The organism is Hungatella sp. SL.1.14 (assembly GCF_024460495.1).
Classification (GTDB): domain Bacteria; phylum Bacillota; class Clostridia; order Lachnospirales; family Lachnospiraceae; genus Hungatella; species Hungatella hathewayi.
This window is the reverse complement of the sequence record NZ_JANFYJ010000014.1, coordinates 90,234-113,626: the sequence shown is the minus strand read 5'-3', so window position 1 is coordinate 113,626 and position 23,393 is coordinate 90,234. Positions and strand designations below refer to the sequence as shown.

Below are 23,393 nucleotides of genomic sequence, written 5' to 3'. Positions count from 1 at the left end.
AAAGACATTTATAATAAAATAATAAATATCAGGTTGACGGTAACAGAGATGATACGAAAGAGAAGTACACAAAGCGTGAAGGAGACTCTATGAGAAAAGAAGCCAGTCTGGAACAATGGAAGGAATTATATGAGGTAACGCTGAATTTGAAGGCGTTGGAGCCCTGGAATTACTTTGGCAGTGAGGATCTGGTGGCGATTGCGCTCCAGGGAGAGGAAGAGCCGGTATTTATGAGCATCATGGGGATGATGGGAACCTGCTATGGGATCAGCATGTATGAAGGCATGGAAGGATTCTGTGATTTTGACATGGTTGCCAGAGCGGGAGGAGAGGACGGGCTTCCTGTTCCGTATGCGATGATGGAGCAGTCCTGCATTACATGGTACGTCGGCGACAGGGAAGAGGTGCCGGAGGATCAGAGGAAGGTGATTAAGAAGCTGGAACTTGGTTTCAGGGGAAAAGGCCAGTGGCAGTACTTTTACTCGTTTGCGAAAGGGTATATGCCCTTTACCCCGGATGCGAGGGAAGTGAGCGTTCTGACGGAGGCGTTTAAAGGGCTGTTCATGGCGACCCGTGCAGTGAAGGAAAAACGGATATCCGTAGATTTTGAACACGGTGAAATTCTCTGGAGAGTCTACAATGCAGAGACTGAAGAGTGGAACATGTTTGCAGGTCCCCTGCCTCCGTATGAACGGAACTATCCGGAGATAGAACTGGAGGATCAGGATTTGAAGCTGGAGCTGAAGGCGAAGCCGCGGAACAGTCAGGAACTTGCGGTTGATATCGCTTATATGAAGACAGGGATTCGCGATGAAGAGTATGACCGGCCTGTCTGCCCGCGTCTGCTCGTTGTCCTGGACTGGAAGGCGGATATGATACTGAGGATGGATATGATGAAGCCTGATGACGATGAGATCGGAATGGTTTTGGATTTCTTTGTGACTTATGTGATGACTGCCGGCCGGGTGAAAAAAGTCCGGGCGAGGAACCCCTGGGTGTTTGCGGCTTTGAGCGAGATCTGCGATTACTGCGGAATTGAACTGAAGAAGGACAGGCTGGGAAAAGTCGATAGGATTCTGGAAGAAATGGCAGGTATGATGGGGTGAGAACCGCTGATGTCCCGCAAAGTCACCGGAATGTCCTCCGTGGATTCTGGAATACCGTGTGTCCTGTGTGCGGAGCGCCCAAAAGCAGTTTTGACAGTTCAGGGGAAAAAATAAAGGGATACGTATAGAAGAAAACGTGTAGAAGAAAAGTATCGAAGAAAATGAATCGAAGGAATTGAACAGAAGGAAACAATAGCACCAGCTAAATTCGCCTGAAACAGAGGCGGTTTATCTGGTGCTATTGTTTCTTTTCCGTATCTTTCCTGTATCTTTCCTCAGGCTTCCATATTGGTCACCCGATAATGTCCGGGCGATACCTGGGCGTATTTTTTAAACGTCCGGATAAAGTTGGAATAATCATGAAAACCGGACAACTCACAGGTATCGGTGACACTTTTTCCCTGTTTTAAAAGCGTTTTGGCAAGCGAAATCCGTTTTAAAATTATGTATTCCTGTATGGAACAGCCTGCCTGTTCCCTGAATTTACGGCTCATATGGGAACGGTTCATGTAAAGGTGATCAGCCAGGGCCTGAATGGATAAATCCTCTGTCAGATGCTCATCAATATACCTCATGATCTGGCTGGAAAGCTGGGGCATGAGATTTTCCGGAATCCAGGTGGATTCGTAGAAACAGGTGTTGGCCAGAACCAGGAGCTGCAGAAGATAGGTGGAGGCCAGGATATCGTGACCGAAGCTGGCAGAAGCCACGGCTGTGTGTAAATGATCTGTTAAATACAGATAGTGTTCCAGAGATTTAGGCGTCAGTGAAAGCAAATTTCTGTCCGCATTTTTCCTTTTTTCGAAACAGGAGAGCAGATCGGTCTGTTCTGTACAGTAATTCCGGACCAGTTCGGGATAAAAATGGGTGGCAATCCGCTCATAGGGAGTGCCCTCGCTGGCGACGGCGCGGTGAATTTCCTGACTGTTAATAATCAGCAGATCACCGCGTTTTAACCGGTAGCGGTGGTGTTCGATATAACAGTCCGTACAGCCGCCTAAAAACAGCAGCAGCTCATAGGAATCATGCATGTGATAGACGTCATTAACCGGCCTGGTGGAAAGCATATGGTGGCTTCGTATGGTCTCCGGAAAATGAATCCGGCGGCAGCTGCCGTTTTCCTCTGTAACGTGTTCGGGCGGCAATGCAGCAGACACACCATTGTTAATTCTCTGTTCTGTAGAAAAAGTCATAAAGTACCCATCCTCCTGTCCGGCATCTCAGACGATGCGATTTTCCAACAGCCATCCCTTGCTCAATAAATCACATAACGCAATAAAAAAACAAAAATCAGCAAAGAACACGCATGATATTTATTATATGATAAGGAATAAAAAAAGCAAGCAGTATCTGTCTGGGAGGTAATATTTATGAAGTTTGAATTGAAAAACCCTGATTATGGGAAGAGCCCGTATACAGGCATGACGAAGGAACACTGGCTGGAGGTGTGTGAATTTCTTCTGGAAGGGATATTTTCCGGGATTGAACGTATGGATGGGCATCCGGTAAGCCGGAGAGTGGAATTTGAGGTGAGTTATCCAAATAAAAACAGTTCTCCGACAAAGGCCAGCGCAGAACAGTTTGAAGGGCTTGCCAGGAGCTTTCTGATTGCGGCGCCGCTGCTGTATAACCGTCCGGAAGCTGTGGTTTGCGGCGTTTCGATAAGGGATTACTATAAAACACGGATCCTGGAGGCAGTGACGCCTGGAAATCCCAATTATCTGTATGGATTACAGGAGCTTCTCGCCATGGCAAAGGAAGGAGAGGATACCTTTCAGCATACCTGCGAATGCGCCTCACTCGTAATTGGCCTGGATCAGTGCAGGAAGGCCGTCTGGGATACGTACACTGCTGAGGAAAAAGACCGGATCGCCTCCTATATCCGGGAATTCGCCTATGGGAAGACGGGGGCGCATAACTGGAGGCTCTTCAACATGCTTATTCTGGGATTCCTGCATCAGGAGGGATATGAGATCGACAAAGGCGTAATGAGAGATCATGCGCAGACGATTCTGTCGTACTATGCAGGAGACGGCTGGTATCGTGACGGCCATCGCTTTGACTATTATACTCCATGGGCATTCCAGGTGTACGGACCGATCTGGAACCGGTGGTATGGATATGCGGAGGAACCGTGGATTGCGGGGAAGATAGAGCAGTACGCCAATGCGCTTACAGATTCTTTCCTTTCCATGTTTGACAAAGAGGGCCATGTGACGCTCTGGGCGAGAAGCGGTCTGTACCGCAATGCCGCCGCCTCCCCCTTCGCCTCCGCATATCTTCTGAATCATACTAATGTCAATCCGGGACTGGCGAGAAGAATCAATTCCGGAGCGCTTCTGCAGTTTATCACGAGGGAGGACGTATTTGTAAACGGCGTGCCGTCACTGGGATTTTACGGCCAGTTTCTCCCTATGGTACAGGATTACAGCTGTGCGGAAAGTCCGTTCTGGATCGCAAATCCGTTTGTGGCATTGACGTATCCGGAGGAGCATCCGTTCTGGTCTGCAGTCGAAGAAAATGGATGCTGGGAACGGCTGGGCAGACAGGAAGCGGAGCCTTCTCTTCCGTGTTCGGCAAAAGGGTATGAGGAAACGGTCATGGACGGCCCGGGAATTGTCTCGGCACAGCTGGGAGGAAACGGAGCCTGCGAGTTCCGGACGGCCAAGGGCCTTTTTAAACCGGGAGACGAGTATATCAGATATTACATACGCCTTGCATTTCACAGCCACTATCCATGGGAGACGTTTGACGGCCAGGGTGCGGAAGCGATGCAGTACAGCCTTTTTTATGACGGAGCTGCGGAGGCGCTGGTGCCTAATATCATCATGTACGGCGGCGTAAAGAACGGGGTTCTCTACCGGAAGCAGTACTTTGATTTCCACCATAACTTCCAGGGCGGAGCTTCTATTGATCTGGCTGATTTCCCGGTGGCAAACGGCCATATCCGGGTGGATAAAATGCGTATTCCCAACAAACCATTTACACTGACCATGGGGGCCTACGGTTTTCCGGAGTTTCAGGATGAAACGAAAACTCAGGTGATCAGGCGGTCCTGTGAAGGCGCGCAGGCAGTGATCTTAAAACAGGCCGGCCGCCAGCTGGCACTGGTTGCTTATACTGCGTGGGAATCTGTTGAGACAAAGGAGAGAAGAGGAGTAAATCCGGCTGCGGAGAACAGCATACTGGCCTACGGAAAGCTGCGCAGAGAAAAAATGTACGGGTATGAGCCCTATGTGATGATCAGCGCCGTATTAAGCAGGAACGATGATGGGGAATGGGAGGAGGACGAACTGTTCCCGGTCAGAGAGATCACCTTTATGGATGAGGAGCAGTGCGGCGGATACGGTCCGGTTACACTCCTGATGACGGACGGACGCACGGTTGTCGTGGATTTTGAGGGGCTGGAAGGGCATTTGATGATTTAACGATAAAAACCTTAAGATAGTGTAAAAATATGAAAATATTACAAATATCCCTGGTTACGATCTGAAGATTTTGTAAAAAGGCAGTATGAAACTTTATTTGCTTTTCAGATTCTTGATGTTATATTGAAACCATCATAATTACAAGGAAATATGCGGGAAGACCAGGGATATCACGGAGCGGATAAACGCGCCTGCCGCTGGTCTTTCAGCAGAAAATGGAGGAGACATTATGAAAAAAAGCTGGAAAAGGGGACTGGCGCTTTATCTGTCATTTGTTATGGCAGCAGGCAATTTTGGAAGCGGTATCTCTTACAGCTTCGCTGCCGTAAATGGCGGCGGAGGAAACGGGACGGGAAAGGCCACATCTTCCAATGCGGCCGGATCGGGAAGCGGCCATACGCATACATCAAAGGCCACTTCATCTAATGCGGATTCCGGCAGTTCAGACCGGGAACCGGATAAAAGGGCGACGGAGTCAAATGCGACAATGTCCAATGCCCTGAAGCTGCTTCTGGAGAAAACGGAATTTTCTCTGACAGATGATTTTAGCGATACACAGGGGCCGGTCTGGTACTACAAGTATGGAGACAAGGACAGCGGGGAAATATCGGAGCTTCAGAAGTATGAGGCAGCTACACTGCGGTGGCTGGATAATAAGGACAAGTATCTGAGAATATTTAATGATGGTATGATGCCGGGAAATAAGGGGGACGACGTGATTCTGGAATGGAAAGCACCCGCGGACGGCCTCATTCAAATATCCGAGGATGACGGCTCCATATTCATGGAAACAGACCTGAATGACAGAGATGGAGTCCTACTGTCCATACAGCAGAATGGAAAATTAATCTGGCCGGATACAGGGACGATATCGACAGAACACAATAAGACAGATGTCAAGTTCCAGCCATTTTATGTACAGGTCAGGAAAGACGATGCCATCCATTTCCGGGCCAATGGAAATAAAGAGTACAACAATGACCGTGTAAAATGGTGTCCGGTTATCACGTATCTGGAAGAAGAGGATGTCGCAATGATATCCGATATTACCATGACGGGAAGAGATTCCCTCGAATTTACAGCGGCTTCGAAAGAACTGTCCGGTGATATCCGGGATCGGATTTCTTTAAGCGCAATTATAAACGGAAAAAAAGAAGAGGCGGTAACCGTCCGTTCCGCTGAGGCAAAAGACGGCAAAGTTGTGGTTGCATTTGATGAGGTCGAGGCAGCAGATAAAGATCAGATACAATTACTGGTCGGTTTTGATGAGGATCATCGGTTCGTTACATACAGCCCTCAGGATTTTGCAGTGATTTCCGGTCTGACCTATTACGTAGACGCGGTAAATGGAAACGACAGCAATGACGGACTTACAGAGGAGAATGCCTGGAAGAGTCTTGACAAGGTTAACAGCACTACATTTCTTCCCGGAGATTCTATTCTGTTAAAGGCCGGCTGTATCTGGAACGGTTACCTGTATCCGAAGGGAGAGGGAAGCGAGAGAGCCCCTGTCACACTCGGAAAGTACGGCGGAGACGGATATCCGATTATTAACGGCGATGGGTCGGTTCCTTACGATGCAAAGTATAAAGTCAGAAAAGATCATGTATACAGCCCTGCCGTTCTGCTGAGTGATCAGAGCAACTGGGTGATCGACGGGATTGAAGTCACAAACAGCGCAGATGACAATTTCAACCATGTGGGAATTCTGGTATTTACCACAGGACAGACTGGGGTGGTATCTAATGTGACTGTGCAGAACTGTTATGTGCATGATGTGACGGCCGAAGTGGCAAACTCTAAGATGACCGGCGGAATTCTCGTGATCGGTGCCGATGCATGGATCGATGGGCAGAAACCGGAAGGCGAGATGACTTCTGATATCGGTTTTAATGAAATTCTGATTGAAAACAACTATGTTAAGAATGTAGCAAAAGAAGGAATCCGTTCCAGCGGCCAGAGTACAGGCGCGGAGGGCGTTGGTTTCCGCAATACAAAAACTTTCCGCAATATTACCTTCCGTGGAAACTATATAGAAGAAATTTTCGGCGACGGCATAGTGCTTGCAGAGGTCGGTGAAAACGGACTGGTAGAGAATAATGTGGTGAAGAATCACTGCAACTACGATACAGCAAATTACGCAGGCGCATGGCTGTGGCAGTGTGACGATTCAGTATTCCGCTATAATGAAGTGTTCGGCGGTGAATATGGATATAATGACGGAGAGGCATTTGACTATGATATTGGCTGTAAAGACATCATCTATGAATATAATTACAGTCACCACAATAAGGGCGGTCTGCTTCTGACCATGTATGACAATGCTTCCTATCATTTCCGCTATAATATCAGCGCCAACGATGGAAAGCCCAGCCAGGAACTGTTCCATTGCCAGACCGGTAAGACGAAGATCTATAATAATACCATGTATATCGGAAAGGGAATCACAACTTCGATTTTCCAGACTGGGTCCGTGGGATACTTTAAAAACAATATTATTATGGCGCACGGTAGTGTTCCCAAATTTGGTACCAGCTCCATCAGCGTATCGAAGGGAGCGATGACCAACAATATTATATACCCGGCCTCTATCACAAGTGTCAACGGTCCTTCAGAGGCAGTTCTGGAAGATAATCTGTTTGTGAACCCAAGATTGTCTTCTCCGCAGATGAGTACAAAATACAGCAGTGAAGAGTATGGCCTCACTTACGAGAATATGGGACAGGGAGAAGAATTTATTGCCGGTCTCAGAAAACGTATGGAGATCTTTAAACTGCAGGAGAACTCGCCGGCGGTGGACGCAGGCGTGGCAATTCCGGAATCGAATGCAAAAGAGGATATCTTTGGCAATGCGATCGCTGATTTACCAGATATCGGCGCCCATGAGTTTAATAACGATCCGGGCCCTGTGGAAGAAGATACAGAAAAAGCAGAGAAAGTAATTTTAGATAAGACAGAACTTTATATGACGGTAGAAGACAGTGTCCAGTTAAAGGCCTCTGTACTGCCGGAAGATATCCTTGATGACAGTATTGCATGGTTGGCTCAGGACCCGGAGGTAGTAAGCGTATCAGCGGCAGGTAAGGTTACAGCCCGGATGAAGGGAGAAACTGTGATTACGGCTGTCAGCCTGAGTAATCCGGAAGCAAAGGCAGAGTGTATCGTTCATGTATACGAAAAGGATTCTGCGTCTGTCATAGCAGATAAGGATGCCAGGGTACGTGATGACGGTACCCACAGCGGAACGGAAGAATCGATGACTGTGAAGCTGGATGGCAGCGGTTATATCAGAAATGTGCTGATGTCCTTTGATCTGTCTTCCGTTCCGATAAGCTATAAAAGAATTCTGTTGAAATTCCATATAGACAGCACAGAAGCAGATAACGTTCCGTTTACCATATCTCGGATTGGTGACGAGTGGGAAGAAGAGAGTGTAACATGGAGCAGTATGCCTGACAAGGGCGAAAAAATCCTTGATTTTTCATCCAGTATCTCGGACGGTGGGACCTGGAAGGAGCTGGATATCACGGATTATGTGGAAACCTTACTGAACTCAGGGGAAAAGAGGCTTTCCATTGTCTTTGAAGGCGTAAAAGTAGGATCGAAGAATTACACCAATATTCATTCCAGAGAAACAGATTATAAACCGCAGCTTGTATTTGACAATGAAACTGTAAAATCAGCGGAAGATATATTTGTTAAGGTTCCGGTTGGAACAGCACCGGCCTTGCCGGAGACGGTAAAGGTAACCTACAGTGACAATACAACTGCCGACGCGGCCGTAGTATGGGATGAGATTCCGGCCGTGAAATATGAGAAAGAAGGCCAGTTTACCGTATGTGGTTACATTGAAGAAAGAAAACTTCCGGTTATTGCCTATGTGACGGTTTCTGATTCTATTATTACAGCAGTTTCCGCAGGGGATGTGACAACGCGGGCTGGTGTTGCACCGATACTGCCTGAGACAGTGAACGCAACCTATATTAACGGTTCAGAGGAACAGATACCCGTTGTATGGGAACCTGTAAATGAGAGTCAGTATGCAAAACCTGGAACATTTACTGTGAAAGGAAAAGTAAACGGCTTTGATGCCGGGTGCATCATTAAGATCATCGTAACGGAAGCCGGAGTAGTTGAGGCTGAGGCGGTTGATATAACCGGTTATGTGGGATTTATGCCGGTACTTCCTGAAACTGTTACAGTCAGATATACAGACGGCAGCAAGGGGACAGCCAGAGTTGCGTGGGAAGAGACGGAGGAAGAAAAATATCAGAAAGCGGGAGCCTTCACTGTTTATGGAACCTGTGAGGGACTGGAACAGAAAGCCGCTGCCAATGTGACGATGATTGATGCGGCTGTAAAACCGGCAGAAATGAAGAGTCCGGCAGGTAAATATCCGGCGCTTCCATATACCATAAAGCTGGAAAACCGCAGCCGCGCAGCCAATGCATCGGAGGTACCTGTGGTATGGGAAACGGTCAGCAGGGAGTTATATCAGGGCAGCAATCCATATGTGGTAAACGGTTATATCGCAGGAACGACCATACCGGCTTCCATAAAGATAACACCGGCAGATCCGCTGGAATATATGGATGGTGTAATTGATACGAACGGCGATACGTATATTCAGGTAAGCCCGTCAGACGGTAATCATGGTAATAAAGATGTAATTCGGATTAAGAATTATGAAGGGGAATATAAACGTATTGGAGTAGTGCAGTTTGATTTTAAATCCATGAATATTTCAGACTTAACGGAAATGACGCTGAGACTGTATTTTAATAAAATGGATGAGAAAGAAACGGTTACTGAGACCTATTTAAATATCTATACCAATACCCCGGGCTGGGTTGAAAATACGGCATCTTATGATTCCATTACGCAGGCCAGCGGGTATAAGGCGGAACTCATTAAAGAACATGTTGTAATCAAACGTGACCAGGTGGGAAGCTATATTACGATCGATGTATCCGATGCAATTGATTATATTGAGGACGGAAAGATTTCATTTATTCTCGATATTGAAGAGAATCCGGAGAATGATGCCAATGGTTCTAATTCAGGTCTTGAATTTTCAAGTAAAGAATCCGGAGCAGAAAAGGCGCCGAAGCTCTTCGTATCAAACCAGTATGTGACGGAACTCGAGGCAGTGAATTTAGAAGCCGAAGTAGGAAATACGCTGGATCTTCCGGACACAATTACGATTTATTATGCGGATGGCACTGAGAAACAGGAACCTGTTGCGTGGGAAGCTGTCAGCCCGACTCTGCTTAGCAGAAAAGGAACATTCCTGGTAAGGGGACATGTGGAAGGGCTTTACTGCAGTGTCACTGCGGCTGTTACTATGAAAGCAGAAGATCCGGACACCCCGGATACGCCAGATACCCCGGATACGCCGGACACTCCGGATACTCCAGATACCCCGGATATGCCAGATACGCCAGACACCCCGGATACTCCAGACACTCCGAATCACCCAGAGAAGCCGAACAAAGAATCTTCCTCATCTTCTGGTAAGGCAGTTACGACTAACAGCTGGGTTCAGGGAATTGGCTATAAGAAATGTATTTTGGGTAATGGAGAGTATGCAAAAAATGGCTGGTATTATCTGGAATGCAATGGTATTATGAACTGGTATCGTTTTGACGAGAATGGAAATCAGATCACTGGATTCTTCACAGATCAGGATGAGAACATTTATTATCTTGATAAAGATGGAGTCATGATGACCGGATGGCAGCTGATTGATGGTAAATGGTATTACTTTAATCCGGTTTCTGATGGAACCCGTGGCTCGTTGTATCGGAATACTGTAACTCCCGATGGATATCATGTTGGACCTGACGGGGTATGGAAAAATTAATATGAGGTGAACCGTGAAGAAGAAAACAGCATTTTTGGTTTTAACATGGTTCCTGATTCTGGAATGTCTTGCCGGCTGTGCCCGGCAAGGCTATTCCTGTTTTATGGAAGTGGGGAGCTATGAGATATCAAAGGAAGAGTATGCCCTTCTGGCTTATGACAATATTGCCGTGACAGCCAGAGAATATGGAACGAAAGACGGGATCGATGTAAATGTTCCGGGGTTCTGGGAGAGGGAGACAGACGGCGTATCCCCAATGGACCGTGTTCGGGAGCTTACAGATGAGAAAGCTGTTCAACAGAAAGGAATTCAGATCCTGGCAAAGAAAAACGGAATCATTGATGATATCGGATATGATTCATTTTTAAAACAGTATCAGGAAGAGAATGAGCAGCGCAGGCAGATGAAGGAAGAGGGAACGGTCTTATACGGGCCGGTGGAGCTGTCCGTCAGCCAGTACTATTCCTACCGTCAGAGTCAGCTGGAGCAGCTGCTGGAAGAATTTGTGGAACAGAACATTATCACAATCGGGGAAGAAGAGCTGAAAGAATATTATCCCGTTGTGAAGCAGAAGGAAGAAAAAAAGAACTTTCAGGCAAAACTCAGCCTGGCAGTCTTTGAAGATGCCGGTGACGGGCAGACTGCTGCTGTAGAGCAGTGGGTTGCGGATCATGGAATCACAGACTCTCTGCCGGAACTGTTGGCTGAGGATACCGGAATTGTGGCGGATGTTGAGAAGATGAGCGTGGACACCCTGGAACTGGGAAAGGAAAATCAGCTTCTGGACCGGGTGGTACTGGCCATCCAGGGGCTGGAAGCGGGAGCAGTTACGCCGGCTATAGAATACACAGATGGAATGAATGCAGTGATTGCGGTTGAATCAAAGGAATATGTGCCGTTTGGCAGCTGCGATACGGAACGGGATTATGTGGAATACCTGCTTCGGGAGAAAAAAGCCAGGGAGTACATCGCAGATGAAATCAGCAGGATGGAAGTGAAAAGAGGGGAAGCCTGGGAAACACTTACCTATGAAGATGTTGTAAAGTAAAACAGAACAGACAAAAATGGAGCAGAATGATGAAGAGGTTATTACAAAACAAAACAGTAAAATTTAAAATCATGGTATATAACATCTGCATTATTTGCGTCATCGGAATCATATTCAGTGTTACAAATTATGTAACTGCAAACAGAAAAGCCATACAGCTGGCTCAGAATTCCGTAGAGTACCATGTGGAAAGCATCTCCAGATACTATCAGGAGGTCTACGATCAGATGGTGAATCTGGTGCTCAACTGTGCGGAACGGGAGATGTTTGATTTAAGTTCCCTGGGGCAGCTGGATACTGTGGAGGAAAAGAGAAAGGGGCTGGACTATGCAAAGCTGGCCGCCAATTTCTGTGCTGTTACGGGATATGGGGATTACATTACAAGGCTGTCCATTTTTGACGACAGCGATGTTCACATATCGGCGGGAACGGCCTTAAGCAGTGTGGACGACGGGAGAAGAATCCGGAGTGCCCCCTGGTTTGACCGGGAACTGAAGAAAGATATGTACGATTACCGGCTGGATCTGGTGGATTCCCCTTTTTACAAGGAAGTGGGAATGGCGATCCCCATCATCTGCAAAAACTCCGGGTATAAAGACAGCGACTGGTCCGCTCTCTTCCTGTCGCCGCGTCTCTATCTCGACCGGCTGAAGGAGGATGACAACGGAAATACAATGCTTGTGACCACGTACCGCGGAGAGCGGATTGCCACGCTGCGGGAGCCGGAGGGGCAAAAAGAGGAGAGTGACCGTTTGATTGATTCGATTCTCCGCAGAGAGGAGAACCGTGGAATCGAGCGGTACCGGATAAGCGGCGAGCCGTATCTCGTATCCTTTAACAAAGAGTCCCAGAGCGGAGTAGTGGTGATTGAAATCATGGATATGGCAGTCTTAAAAAATGACAGCCTGATGCTCATGCAGACCGTCGGCCTGATCTTTCTTTCCTGTGTACTCCTTGGGATTTCCATGTCGTTTCTGTTTACCAATGCAGTCAGGAAGCCGATCGACCGGCTGGTTAACCATGTGGGCAGAATTGCAAAGGGGGATTTCGGTCAGGAGGAATCCCTGGAAAGTGAGGATGAGATCGGACTCATCGGGAAGGCTGTAAACTCCATGAGCAGCCAGATCGAACAGCTGATGGACAAGCGGCTGGAGGACGAAAAGGAAAAAAGCAGTCTGGAAATCCGGATGCTGCAGGCGCAGATTAACCCGCATTTCCTCTACAATACTCTGGACTCGATTAAATGGATTGCCGTGATCCAGAAGAACAGCGGAATTGTGAAGGCGGTGACCGCACTGTCAAAGCTGCTTAAGAACATGGCGAAAGGGGTGGACGAGCGCGTTACGCTGAGAGAGGAACTGGATTTTGTCCGTGACTACGTAACCATCGAGAAGCTCAAATATGTGGAAATGTTTGATCTGGAGATCAACATCGAAGAGGAGACGCTCTACGATGCGCGAATCGTGAAGCTGACGCTGCAGCCGCTGGTCGAGAATGCGATTTTCAGCGGGATCGAGCCGGGAGGAAAGAATGGAACCATCCTGATCCATACATATGAACAGGACAAGTGTCTCTGTATTGAGGTGCGTGACGATGGAATCGGGATACCGGAAGAAAAGATCCCCGAGCTGCTGAACCATTCAGAAAAGTTAAAGGGCGACCAGATGAGCAGTATCGGAATGCCGAACGTGGACAGACGGCTGAAGCTGATCTATGGGGAGGAGTACGGACTTTCTATTGAGAGCCGGGCAGGGGAGTATACACAGATTACCGTCAGAATTCCTCTGGAATATTAACGGAGATATAAGGGAGAGTGAGCTTATGTACCGGATTATGATTGTAGACGATGAACCGTTAATACTGGCGGGGATAGCCTCGCTTCTGAACTGGGAGGAACATCAGTGCCGGATTGTGGGAAAGGCATCGAACGGGCAGCAGGCTCTGGCTCTTTTGGATACGCTGCGGCCGGACATCGTGATTACAGACATCAAAATGCCGGCTATGGATGGGATTACCTTTATGAAGACAGCCATGGAAAACGGCAGTGCGGCAAGTTTCATTCTTCTTACGAATTTAGAAGAGTTTTCTCTGGCAAAAGAGGCGCTCCATCTGGGGGCGATTGATTATCTGGTTAAGCTGGAGCTCAGCGAAGAAAGCCTGGTCCAGGCTCTGGAGAGCGCCATAGAGCGGTGCAATATGAATTACCACATGACACATCTGGCAGAAGAGCCGCTGACTGTGGACGAGCGGATACAGAACTATTTCCGGCGGATTCTTATCTATGACACGGATGTGGAGGCGGATGCCGGGCTTTCCGTTTTAATCCGGGAGCGATATCCACGGCCGGCGCTGATGCTGATCAATTTTAACTATGGATTTGAGGGCTTTTCCGAGGCATTTACAAGAGCGGACCAGAAAAAGGTCATGGGGTTTGCGGAAGACATAATCAGCGGCATGGTAAAGGGCTTCTTTGACAACAGCTGCGTTCTGCGGCGGGAGCAGAGCGGATTTGTCCTGGTACTGTCAACGGAAGGCATGGATGACTTTAAGAGGGAAGCCAGCGTGATGAGTGTGAAATTCCGCCAGGTTATGAAGGATTACTTCGAAGTGCCTGTTTCCATCGCGGTGAGCCTGCGGGGAGGAGGCGTGGACGAGATCCAGGATCTGCTGTATCAGGCCATGAGCGCCATGAATCTTACGTTTTACGATAACACCGGCGGCGCGGTGTTCTATTCGGAACTGTGCGAGGACAATCGCAGCCACAGCAGCAATTTTAACATTAATTTCCTGAAAAAGGACGTGACGGAAGCCATTCGCCAAAATGACTGCGAAGAATTTTCCTCCATTATGAATCAGATGATCCAGCTGTTTTCCGAGTGCAGGCCTTCCAGGAGGCAGGCGGTGAATGCGTGCAATAATCTCTATTATTTTATCACCTCTCTGATCGAAGACCGGGGCGACCAGGACTTCCCCTACGCGGTGGATATTGTGGGACAGCTAAACCGCATGGATAATTTAAGCGCTGTACTCACCTGGCTCGAGGGCTTCCGCGATCAGATGATAAAGGTGCTGGAGAATCATCAGGAGGCGCGTAAAGATAAAATCGTGGAGCTGGCTCTGGAATATGTAAGAGCGCATTATCAGGAGAAGATTACGCTGAGCCAGGCCGCTGCCGTGTTAAATGTCAGCCAGGGGCATTTAAGCAGCACGTTTAAAAAGCAGACAGGGAAGAATTTCTCTGATTATGTGACGGAAATGAAGATCGAGAAGGCCAGGGAGCTGATCGAATCGTACCAATACAGGATGTATGAAATCTCTGATATGCTGGGATTTGACACGCCGTATTACTTCAGCTCGGTGTTCAAGAAAATAACAGGGTATACGCCGAAGGAATATGAGAATCTGGTGGTAAAGAAATTGTAACGGTCCAGTGCTTTACAGTGACAGGAAATCACACATGTAATTTTTGGGGAGGAATAATATGAAAATCAGCAGGATAGCTTCAGCGATTTTTCTGTTGGCAATCGTAGCCGCAGGAGCCGCGGGCTGCAGTTTGGGCAGAGATATGACGTCCGACAGCGGCAAAGCCGCGGAAGGAAGAAGCGCCGCAGATGGAGTGAAGGAGGGGCGTGTGAAAATAACGGTGTCCGTCTGGGATAACGCCAATTCTCCTCAGTTTCAGGCCATGGCGGACGCATTTATGGAGAAAAATCCGGATATCGATGTGGAACTGGTCGATATCCGGTCGGATGAATACAACAGTAAGCTGACTGTACTGCTGGCAGGGAATGAGTCTGACCCGGATGTGATTATGATCAAGGACGCGGATACGCAGATTTCCATGAGAGAGAAGGGGCAGATTCTCGACCTGACCAGCTATATTGCCAGGGACGGCGTGGATTTAAGCATCTACAACGGCGCAGCGGAACAGCTTCAGATGGATGGAAAGCAGTATACGCTCCCCTTCCGCCAGGACTGGTATGTGCTGTTCTATAATAAAGATCTTTTTGATGCAGCGGGGGTGGCGTATCCGGCGGACGATATGACCTGGGAAGAGTATGAGAAGCTGGCGGAGAAGATGACCTTCGTCAAAGACGGCACGGCAGTCTACGGAACCCACCATCACACGTGGATGGCCCTGGTTTCCAACTGGGCGGTGCAGGACGGGCAACACACGCTGATGAGTGAAGACTACGCTTTTTTAAAGCCGTATTACGAGCAGGCGCTCAGGATGCAGGATGAGGGGATTATACAGAACTATGCCAGCTTAAAAATTAGCAACATCCACTATACCAGTGTCTTTGAACAGCAGCAGTGCGCCATGGTTCCGATGGGAACGTGGTTTATTGCAACGCTGGTTCAGGACCGGAAAGCGGGGATCTTTGATTTTAACTGGGGAGTCACGAGAATTCCGCATCCTGCGGGGATCGAGGCGGGGAGCACGGTTGGCTCAGTCACCCCGATCGCCGTCAATGCGAAATCAGATGTGCCGGATCAGGCATGGGAATTCGTGCGGTTTGCCACCAGCGAAGCGGGGGCCGAAATTTTAGCCGATAACAGTGTGTTTCCCGCTATTACCACCGCCGGCGTGGTGAGCCGTCTGGCTTCCATCGAGGGATTTCCGGAAGACGGAAAGGCGGCTCTTTCGGTAAAGAATTTTGTGTTCGACCGCCCGGTGGATGCGAAAATGGCGGCAGTGCGCAAGGTCATTGAGGAAGAGCATGACTCCATCATGATAGGAGAGGAAACGGTTGATGCCGGTATCCGCAACATGAATGAGAGGGCGGCGGAAGCCAGAAGCAGATAACCCTACTCGCTTAATGTGCAGCCGGGATCCAGGTCGCAGAGCCGGTTCACCCATGCGCCTTCCGGTTTCGGTACCCGGTATCCCACGCGGAGCAGCGGATCTCCGGTTCGCTCCATCCAGTTTTCAAGGCGCAGCCGCAGATCGTCGTACACCTCTTTGTAATCACTGCTGTTCACCAGATTGTTCCGCTCCAGCGGATCCAGCGCCAGATCGAACAGCATCTCCCGTTCCCGGGCCTGCTTCAACAGCCCGGCTTCAATCATGCTGTCCTTGCTGGGGGAGGCATCAATATTGGCCGGAACGTATCCGTTGTGATAATCGAAATACCGGATCAGCTTATACCGGCTGGTGCGGATGCAGCGCATGGGTTCATAGGCCGCGTGATAGGTGACCTCTGCGAACACTTCTTCGTTGATCTCCAGCTCCGGATTGTCAAACAGCCCGGCAAAAGAACGTCCCTGCAGATAGTCCGGTTTCTCGATTTCAAGCAGGTCACAGAGTGTGGGGTAAACATCGATCTGGGAGATCAGGGAATCGCTGACTTTTCCGGCCGCCTGGTTTCCTGCGAATTTCATGATCAGCGTCACACCAATTCCCGTATCGTAACAGCTGCATTTCATAAACGGAAATGCAATTCCGTGATCGGTCGTGAAGATAACGATCGTGTCATCTTCACGTCCGGAGCGCTTCAGCGCGTCCAGCACAACGCCGACCGAATCATCGGCGATCCTGGCAGAATACATAAAGTCTGCCATATCTTTTCTGTTTTCCTTCGTGTCCGGTATGGTCATCGGCGGCTTCACGTAATCCGGATTGACGAAATCGGCAGGCGCCTCCGGGTATCTCCGGTGCGTATTGATAAATCCCACAGACATAAAAAACGGTTTTTCTTCCTGGTAATGCAGCAGATAGTCCGCGGCACGGGTACAGGCCGCGGTGTCCCTGCGGATAAACTCCGAGTGGTGGCAGTCCTCGTCAAACCAGTAGTCATACCCCAGCATGGCGGCGTCCGGCGCTTCGTGCTGTACACCGAACAGGCAGGTATGGTAGCCCTGACTGCGAAGAAAATTGGAAAGATGCGTATCGTAACAATCCATCTGGAAGCCCCTCTGAGCCAGCCCAAGCATGTTGGTACTGTGGGGGGACTGGCCCGAGAGCAGCCCCACGCGGCTGGGAGAACAGGTAGGAGCGGCGCAGTAGGCCTGACGGAACAGCGTCCCTTCTTTTGCGAGCTTCATCAGATTCGGCGTCTTCACGGATACGCCGAACGGCTCTAAATAACGGCCGCTGTCATGGGTATGCAGGTACAGAATGTTTTTTTTCACAGATTACTCCTTTCGAAACTTATTTTTATCCTTTGACGGCTCCTGCTGAGACGCCGCCTACAATATATTTCTGGCCGAACACGAAGATAATGAGGACCGGAAGGGCAGTCAGCGTGATATCTGCGCTTACTAAGTTCCAGCTCTGCTCAAACTGGCCGAAGAAATTGTATACGGCCAGTGTCATGGGCCATTTCCCGGAGTTGTTCATAAAGTACAGCGGCATGGAGAAATCATTCCAGATCGCCATAAAGTTTAAGATTCCCACTGTGACGATGGTTGGCTTCATCAGCGGTAAGATGACGCTGGAGAACAGCCTCATGGGGCCTGCGCCGTCGATGACGGCCGCCTCGTCGATTTCCCGCGGAAGCGTTTCCACAAAGCCAAACATGAGGAACAGCGCCAGCGGAATATTCATGGCTACATAGAGGAAGATAAGCCCGTACCGGGTGTTGATAAACGCGGTGGCCTTCATGATCTTCATGAGAGCCACGTTGTTCACCGGCATGGCAATTCCCAGTACGATGAGGTAGTAGATTACCCGGTGCAGCCGGCTGCGGTTCCGCGACAGCACATAGGAGGCCGCGGAGACAACTGCCAGGATCAGCAGTACGCTGAAGGTAGCATACAGGGCGCTGTTAAAGAAGGAAGAAAGCAGTTTTCCGCGTTCGATCACGGTGGTATAGTTCTCAAACATGAATTTTTCCGGCAGAGTCAGCGTCATGACCATGGATTCTTTCTGTGATTTAAAGGAATTTACCAGAACTACCAGCATGGGTACCAGGACAATCAGGCTGGCGATCCATGCCGCCAGATTGGCAAGTACGGTAAAGAGTCTCTTTTTCATTGTTCCACCTCCTTGTTGCCCACTGCTTTTAAGATGAAATAGGAAATCATCATGACAAATATAAAGAGAAGGCTGGAAAGCGTGGTGCCCATGGCATAATTGCCCTTGGAAAATTCGCTGTAAACCGCCGTGTTGATAACACCTGTAGAATTGCCGGGGCCGCCGTTAGTCAGGCTGTAGATTAAGTCAAACACGCGGAAGCCGTAGGTAATATTTAACACCGTTACACTGATAATGACATTTTTAAGCAGTGGCAGCGTCACATACCGAAACTTACTCCAGAAACCGGCTCCATCTAACTCCGCGGCCTCGTAATAGGTGGCCGAGATGGAATTCAGCCCTGCAATGACCACCATCATTACATATCCCGTACCTTTCCAGGCATCTACGGAAAAAATTGATTTGAAAGCAAAATCCAAGTCGCCCAGCCAGTTTTGGGCTAGGAAATCGAGGCCTATAGCTTTCAGTGTAATATTGATGAAGCCGCGGCTGGGATGAAGGATATTCTTGAACACCAGGCCAATGATCAGAAAGGACATGACCTGGGGCAGAAACACCAGCATACGGTGCATGCTTTTCATTTTGACCATCCTGCTGGTGAGCAGGATGGCCAGGGCGATTCCGAGTGTAGTCTTGGTGATGGAGCTGACTGCGGTAAACAGAAACGTATTTTTGATAAACATTCCGTAATTCGTGCCGCCTTCAAAAACTTTTAAATAATTTTTCCAGCCTACGAAGTTTACTTCGCTGCTGTAAGCATTCCAGTCCGTGAAGGAATACCCGATGCCCATAATGCCCGGCAGAAAAAACAGTCCGAGATAGAAGATGAGCGCGCCGAGGGTAAACCAGGTCGGATACAATTTTTTTGTCTTCATAGGCCCTCCGATTTAGTTCCATGCCGGGTCTTTCTGCAGCTCTGCCTGCTCATCCCGTCTTCTGGATATGCTTTCCATAACCTGTTCTGATGTCATGGCGCCTGTATACATGGCTTCAATATCTTTTCCCGTATCCATAAACTGAGGATCGATGTATTTGACGCCTACCTGCATGATGGTGCCTCTTTCCAGAGAATCAATATATTTATTGAATTCATCCGGATAGGATGGCGTGATCTCCGGCCAGCAGAGTCCCATCTCTTCCGGATTGTTGTCCTGTCTGTACTGTAAGTTTTCCGGTCTTGCAAGGAAACGGAAAAATTCCAGGGCATACTCGACGTTTTCACTCTTTTTATTGATAAAGTAAGCGGCGCTGGAGGCGTTGTTTGCCAGTACGTCGTTGTCACCGAAAGGCATCAGGAAGATACCGATCTGATCCTTCATCTCAGGATAGGCTTCTTCCACCTGCAGGGCAAAGCCGGGAGCCGCAAGGTACATGGCCGCTTTTGCTGTTCCGATCTCGTCTTTTGCCGCATCTACGGTATTGCTTAAGTAATCTTCTCCGTAATATCCAAGGTCTGCAAATTCCTTCATCTGGTCCAGGATGGTCTTCATCATGGCCACATCCTTAATGTCTTTTTCGTTATTGTTCAGCGCATCATATAAGCCTGGTTCCAGTTTTTCAAAGTATGGTCCGCTGCCATAGAGCGGCACGCACTGATGCCATGCGCTCTGGGTTGCTTCATAAATCGGGATGGTTCCGGAATCCTGAATCTTCTGGCAGACTGTTTTAAATTCTTCATAGGTAACAGGAATCTCCAGTCCCAGATCAGCGAATATCTTTTTGTTGTAATTATAGAAATTCAGTTTTGGTTCTGCAAAACGGATGGCATAGATTTTATCGTCGTAAGACACACACTCTTTTGCATAATCCGCCATGCGGTCCACCCATTCCTCGCCGCTTAAATCCACGCAGGTCTCATCCGGGCGGACACGGGAATAAAGGCTTAAAGGATCGGCATCGACGCAGAAGATATCCGGCGCCTCTCCGGAATCCAGCTTTACTTTTAAAAGGTCGCGCCACTGTGCGTCAGGAGATACCTGAAAATCGATTTTGATGCCGGTTTCCTCCTCGAACCGGCCTGCCAGATCCTGAAGAACACCGCAGGACGGGATACCGGACTGATGGGTTCCAAAGGAAATCGTCACATTTTCTTTTTTGCCTGCAGCAGTGGATGCACCTGCCGCCGCTGAGCTCTGACCGCCGCTCTTTTCAGCCGTGCCGGCATTGCAGCCGGCCAGACAGGATACTCCAAGTGCCATAGTTAACAGTAATGCAATTTTTCTCTTCATAGCAATCCTCCAAAAGTTTTTTAGTAGCTTTTTACTATGTTCTATAGTACAATAACTAGAAATAAAACAACATGCACAAAATAGTTTTGATCCTTGTATTTTTTTGACTGGAGGAATCATGAAACGGAAAGCACCATCCCTGCAGAAATCGCTGCCTCGGTACTATTTTCTGGTAATCTTTGTGATCTTTACCGCAATGCTGACAGCCTTTTACATCTATTATACTAGAAATCTGAGAGCCAGCGAATATCTGAATCTTCAGAACGTCTGCGATTCCGCATATTCCAATATGGAACAGGAGATAGAAAAGATGTCCACGGTATCCTTAAATACCATCTATTCCAAGGACATCCTGCCCGGTATCCGGAAGATTCCGGTGGACCAGCTGGGCACTCAGCAGACCTATACCCAGGTGCAGGCCATCTATAATTCCATATCGGCCATGATCGGCCCGCAGCAGACAGTTGCCCAGATTAATCTCTACCACAAAAATGGATTTTCGGCAGGCACCGGTTTCTATACATACAACAAGAAGATCGACCTGAAAGAAAAAAGCTGGTATAACGATGTACTGACGGAAAACGGATACAAGGTCATGAGTACGCCCCAGCCAATTTCCCATTTTATACCGACCGCGGCGATTCCCTACGAACCGTATTACATTTCCCTGACCAGACTGTACTTTGACGACGTCCATGAAATGGAGGGCGCGGTGGAGGTCCTGCAGAAGAGCGATACTTTTTTTAATTATATAGACCGCCTGACGGCTGCAAATCCCGCTCTCAGTCTTCTGATCATGAACAGGAACGGGGAACTGGTTTATCCTGTCAACGGCCGGGGGGAAGAACTGGTACATGAGATCACGGCGCTGGCCCATAAGCAGGACATTCCCACAGGGCGGACGGTTCATGTCAGGGATGAGAGCGGAAGGAAAAACGCGCTGTATCATCAGACCGTCAAATCCGCCGGCTGGCAGATCTACGTCTTTGAACCGGACAGCGTCATAACAAAGTCCCTGGCGGCACCGACATTCCTGTTTCTGGCTGTGCTGGCTGCAGGAATTGCACTTACCATGGCTGTCTGTTTCTCCATTTCCCGGAGAATCTTACAGCCGGTGGGAGAGCTGACGGAAACCTTTGAGACGCTGGTGCTGGATGACGTATTTTCCCATACGATCGATACGGTTTCCCTGCCCCGGAGCCATTACGAGGAGATACAGACTCTGATCACTTCCTTCCGGGATATGTACAACAAGATGAATGCCTCGATCATGGAGATGTTAAAATCGCAGGAAAATGAGATCCGTGCCAAGGAGATCGCCACCCAGTCCATGATGAAGCCGCACTTTCTCTATAATAATCTGGCCAACATCAGCGTCATGGCGGAGGAGAACATGAATCAGGAGATTATCACGCTGACGGAAAATCTCTGTGATTATCTGCGGTATACATCGACGGGAAGCGAGATCCGCGTGCCGGTCAGCGATGAGTTTTTGTATACGCAGAAGTATTTGGCCTGTATGAATGTCCGTTACAGAGGCCGGCTGACCTGTGATTTTACCCTGGATGAACAGATGGGAGAGATAAAAATCCCCAAGCTGAGCCTTCAGCCCATCATTGAAAATTCATTAAAGTATGCGTTCATGAAAAAGCCTCCCTGGCATATCTCCGTACGGGGGTATTTAGACAGGGATGCGGGGAAATGGTTTATCACGATCACGGACAATGGGGTGGGATTTAAAGAAGAGGAGCTTCAGGAACTGGCTCATACTCTGGAATCCATCCGTGATTCCAAAGACATTACCCGCCTGAAAATTGGAGGCATGGGACTTCAAAATGTATATCTGCGGCTTCTGCTCCAGTACGGTCCGTCTGCCAGCCTTACAGCAGAGAATCATCCGGAGGGAGGAGCCTGCATTACGATGGGAGGAAGTATTACAAATGACAGAAACAGCTGACAGAAAACAGTATGACGTCGTGGTGGCGGAGGATGAACTCCTGATCCTGGAAAATCTGGTGAAAAAAATTAATGCCATGCCGCTGCCGTTTTGCGTAAAAGGCGCATTCGAGGATGGAGACAGCGCCCTGGAATTTATAAAAACCAACCATGTGGATCTGGTGATCACCGACATTAAAATGCCGTTTATGAATGGGCTGGAACTGTCACGCGTTCTGCATTCCTCATTTCCGTCCATTAAAATCCTGATTATCAGCGGATACAACGAATTTACGCTGGCTCAGGAGGCCATCGAATACCAGGTGAAGGGATTTCTCTTAAAACCCATTAAGCAGGAGCAGTTAGAACAGGCGCTGACAAAGCTGCTCATTGAGCTGGACAGTGATAATGATACGCTTCAGGCCAGTGTACCGGAACACTTGAAGACCATGGGAAAGGAGGAGATTGCCGGCTGCGTGGAAAAGTATTTAAAAGAAAATTTTCAGAAGCAGATCTCTATGGGAGATATCTCGGATAAACTGGGATTTGCCCCGGATTACTTAAGTCATCTGTTCAAGAAATACCACGGGGAATCTCCGGTCCGGTATCTGACCGGCCTTCGCATCAATTATGCGAAGCAGCTGCTGATACGCCAGCCGGATCTGGAGGTGGCGGTGATCGGCGAGATGTCCGGTTATCCGGACCCGGTCTATTTCAGTAAGGTATTTAAGAAAAATACGGGGATGTGGCCGAGTCAGTACCGGGCGGAAGGGGGCTGCCAGAGACCGGAGTAAAAATTAGTCAAATTG

14 protein-coding genes are annotated in these 23,393 nt (G+C 48.7%); 9 read left to right on the top strand and 5 right to left on the bottom strand.

Annotated features, from left to right (window positions below; translation table 11 throughout):
• Positions 1 to 89 precede the first annotated feature (89 nt).
• The gene (locus NE473_RS16155; protein WP_055649583.1) at positions 90 to 1,106 is read left to right on the top strand and encodes a DUF7309 domain-containing protein; all 1,017 of its coding nucleotides are present in this window, start codon (positions 90 to 92) and stop codon (positions 1,104 to 1,106) included.
• A gap of 275 nt (positions 1,107 to 1,381) precedes the next feature.
• Here the strand turns inward: NE473_RS16155 and NE473_RS16150 are convergent, their stop codons facing one another.
• Positions 1,382 to 2,299 carry a helix-turn-helix transcriptional regulator gene (locus NE473_RS16150; protein ID WP_070102769.1) on the bottom strand — a complete coding sequence of 306 codons (918 nt, stop codon included), beginning with the start codon at positions 2,297 to 2,299 and terminating at the stop codon, positions 1,382 to 1,384.
• A gap of 177 nt (positions 2,300 to 2,476) precedes the next feature.
• Here NE473_RS16150 and NE473_RS16145 point away from each other — a divergent pair, with 177 nt between their 5' ends.
• From NE473_RS16145 to NE473_RS16115, 6 genes are all read left to right on the top strand, one after another.
• Complete coding sequence (locus tag NE473_RS16145; RefSeq protein WP_055649582.1) at positions 2,477 to 4,534, top strand: DUF2264 domain-containing protein; 2,058 nt, start codon at positions 2,477 to 2,479, stop codon at positions 4,532 to 4,534.
• A gap of 229 nt (positions 4,535 to 4,763) precedes the next feature.
• Entirely contained in the window at positions 4,764 to 10,397 is a 5,634-nt protein-coding gene (locus NE473_RS16140) for an Ig-like domain-containing protein (protein WP_055649581.1), read from the top strand.
• Between the two features lie 13 nt (positions 10,398 to 10,410).
• The gene (locus tag NE473_RS16130; RefSeq protein ID WP_055649580.1) at positions 10,411 to 11,445 is read left to right on the top strand and encodes a hypothetical protein; all 1,035 of its coding nucleotides are present in this window, start codon (positions 10,411 to 10,413) and stop codon (positions 11,443 to 11,445) included.
• A 26-nt stretch (positions 11,446 to 11,471) separates the two neighbouring features.
• On the top strand, positions 11,472 to 13,241 hold the full coding sequence (locus NE473_RS16125; RefSeq protein WP_341474584.1) for a sensor histidine kinase: 1,770 nt from the start codon (positions 11,472 to 11,474) through the stop codon (positions 13,239 to 13,241).
• Positions 13,242 to 13,266: 25 nt separating this feature from the next.
• Complete coding sequence (locus NE473_RS16120; protein WP_055649578.1) at positions 13,267 to 14,868, top strand: response regulator transcription factor; 1,602 nt, start codon at positions 13,267 to 13,269, stop codon at positions 14,866 to 14,868.
• Between the two features lie 58 nt (positions 14,869 to 14,926).
• Positions 14,927 to 16,252 carry an ABC transporter substrate-binding protein gene (locus NE473_RS16115; RefSeq protein ID WP_006774973.1) on the top strand — a complete coding sequence of 442 codons (1,326 nt, stop codon included), beginning with the start codon at positions 14,927 to 14,929 and terminating at the stop codon, positions 16,250 to 16,252.
• Between the two features lie 2 nt (positions 16,253 to 16,254).
• Here NE473_RS16115 and NE473_RS16110 read toward each other — a convergent pair whose 3' ends face one another.
• From NE473_RS16110 to NE473_RS16095, 4 genes are read right to left on the bottom strand one after another with little or no spacing between them, the layout of a single operon-like run.
• Positions 16,255 to 17,577 carry a sulfatase family protein gene (locus NE473_RS16110; protein ID WP_055649577.1) on the bottom strand — a complete coding sequence of 441 codons (1,323 nt, stop codon included), beginning with the start codon at positions 17,575 to 17,577 and terminating at the stop codon, positions 16,255 to 16,257.
• 25 nt (positions 17,578 to 17,602) lie between these two features.
• Positions 17,603 to 18,421 (bottom strand): carbohydrate ABC transporter permease, encoded by an 819-nt coding sequence (locus NE473_RS16105; protein ID WP_055649576.1) that lies wholly within the window; start codon positions 18,419 to 18,421, stop codon positions 17,603 to 17,605.
• Positions 18,418 to 19,296, bottom strand: coding sequence for a carbohydrate ABC transporter permease (locus NE473_RS16100; RefSeq protein ID WP_055649575.1), 879 nt, complete (start codon positions 19,294 to 19,296; stop codon positions 18,418 to 18,420). The genes NE473_RS16105 and NE473_RS16100 overlap by 4 nt, the downstream gene beginning before the upstream one ends.
• A gap of 12 nt (positions 19,297 to 19,308) precedes the next feature.
• A complete protein-coding gene (locus NE473_RS16095; RefSeq protein ID WP_055649574.1) occupies positions 19,309 to 20,649 on the bottom strand; it encodes an ABC transporter substrate-binding protein in 1,341 nt (446 codons plus the stop codon).
• Between the two features lie 118 nt (positions 20,650 to 20,767).
• Here NE473_RS16095 and NE473_RS16090 point away from each other — a divergent pair, with 118 nt between their 5' ends.
• Entirely contained in the window at positions 20,768 to 22,606 is a 1,839-nt protein-coding gene (locus NE473_RS16090) for a sensor histidine kinase (protein WP_055649573.1), read from the top strand.
• Positions 22,590 to 23,378 (top strand): response regulator transcription factor, encoded by a 789-nt coding sequence (locus tag NE473_RS16085; protein WP_006774141.1) that lies wholly within the window; start codon positions 22,590 to 22,592, stop codon positions 23,376 to 23,378. Before NE473_RS16090 ends, NE473_RS16085 begins: the two co-directional genes overlap by 17 nt.
• The last annotated feature ends 15 nt before the right edge of the window (positions 23,379 to 23,393 follow it).

Coding starts and splice junctions, on each gene's coding strand:
- NE473_RS16155 (WP_055649583.1), top strand. CDS start 90: ATGAGAAAAGAAGCCAGTCTGGAACAATGGAAGGAATTATATGAGGTA.
- NE473_RS16150 (WP_070102769.1), bottom strand. CDS start 2,299: ATGACTTTTTCTACAGAACAGAGAATTAACAATGGTGTGTCTGCTGCA.
- NE473_RS16145 (WP_055649582.1), top strand. CDS start 2,477: ATGAAGTTTGAATTGAAAAACCCTGATTATGGGAAGAGCCCGTATACA.
- NE473_RS16140 (WP_055649581.1), top strand. CDS start 4,764: ATGAAAAAAAGCTGGAAAAGGGGACTGGCGCTTTATCTGTCATTTGTT.
- NE473_RS16125 (WP_341474584.1), top strand. CDS start 11,472: ATGATGAAGAGGTTATTACAAAACAAAACAGTAAAATTTAAAATCATG.
- NE473_RS16120 (WP_055649578.1), top strand. CDS start 13,267: ATGTACCGGATTATGATTGTAGACGATGAACCGTTAATACTGGCGGGG.
- NE473_RS16115 (WP_006774973.1), top strand. CDS start 14,927: ATGAAAATCAGCAGGATAGCTTCAGCGATTTTTCTGTTGGCAATCGTA.
- NE473_RS16105 (WP_055649576.1), bottom strand. CDS start 18,421: ATGAAAAAGAGACTCTTTACCGTACTTGCCAATCTGGCGGCATGGATC.
- NE473_RS16100 (WP_055649575.1), bottom strand. CDS start 19,296: ATGAAGACAAAAAAATTGTATCCGACCTGGTTTACCCTCGGCGCGCTC.
- NE473_RS16095 (WP_055649574.1), bottom strand. CDS start 20,649: ATGAAGAGAAAAATTGCATTACTGTTAACTATGGCACTTGGAGTATCC.
- NE473_RS16090 (WP_055649573.1), top strand. CDS start 20,768: ATGAAACGGAAAGCACCATCCCTGCAGAAATCGCTGCCTCGGTACTAT.
- NE473_RS16085 (WP_006774141.1), top strand. CDS start 22,590: ATGACAGAAACAGCTGACAGAAAACAGTATGACGTCGTGGTGGCGGAG.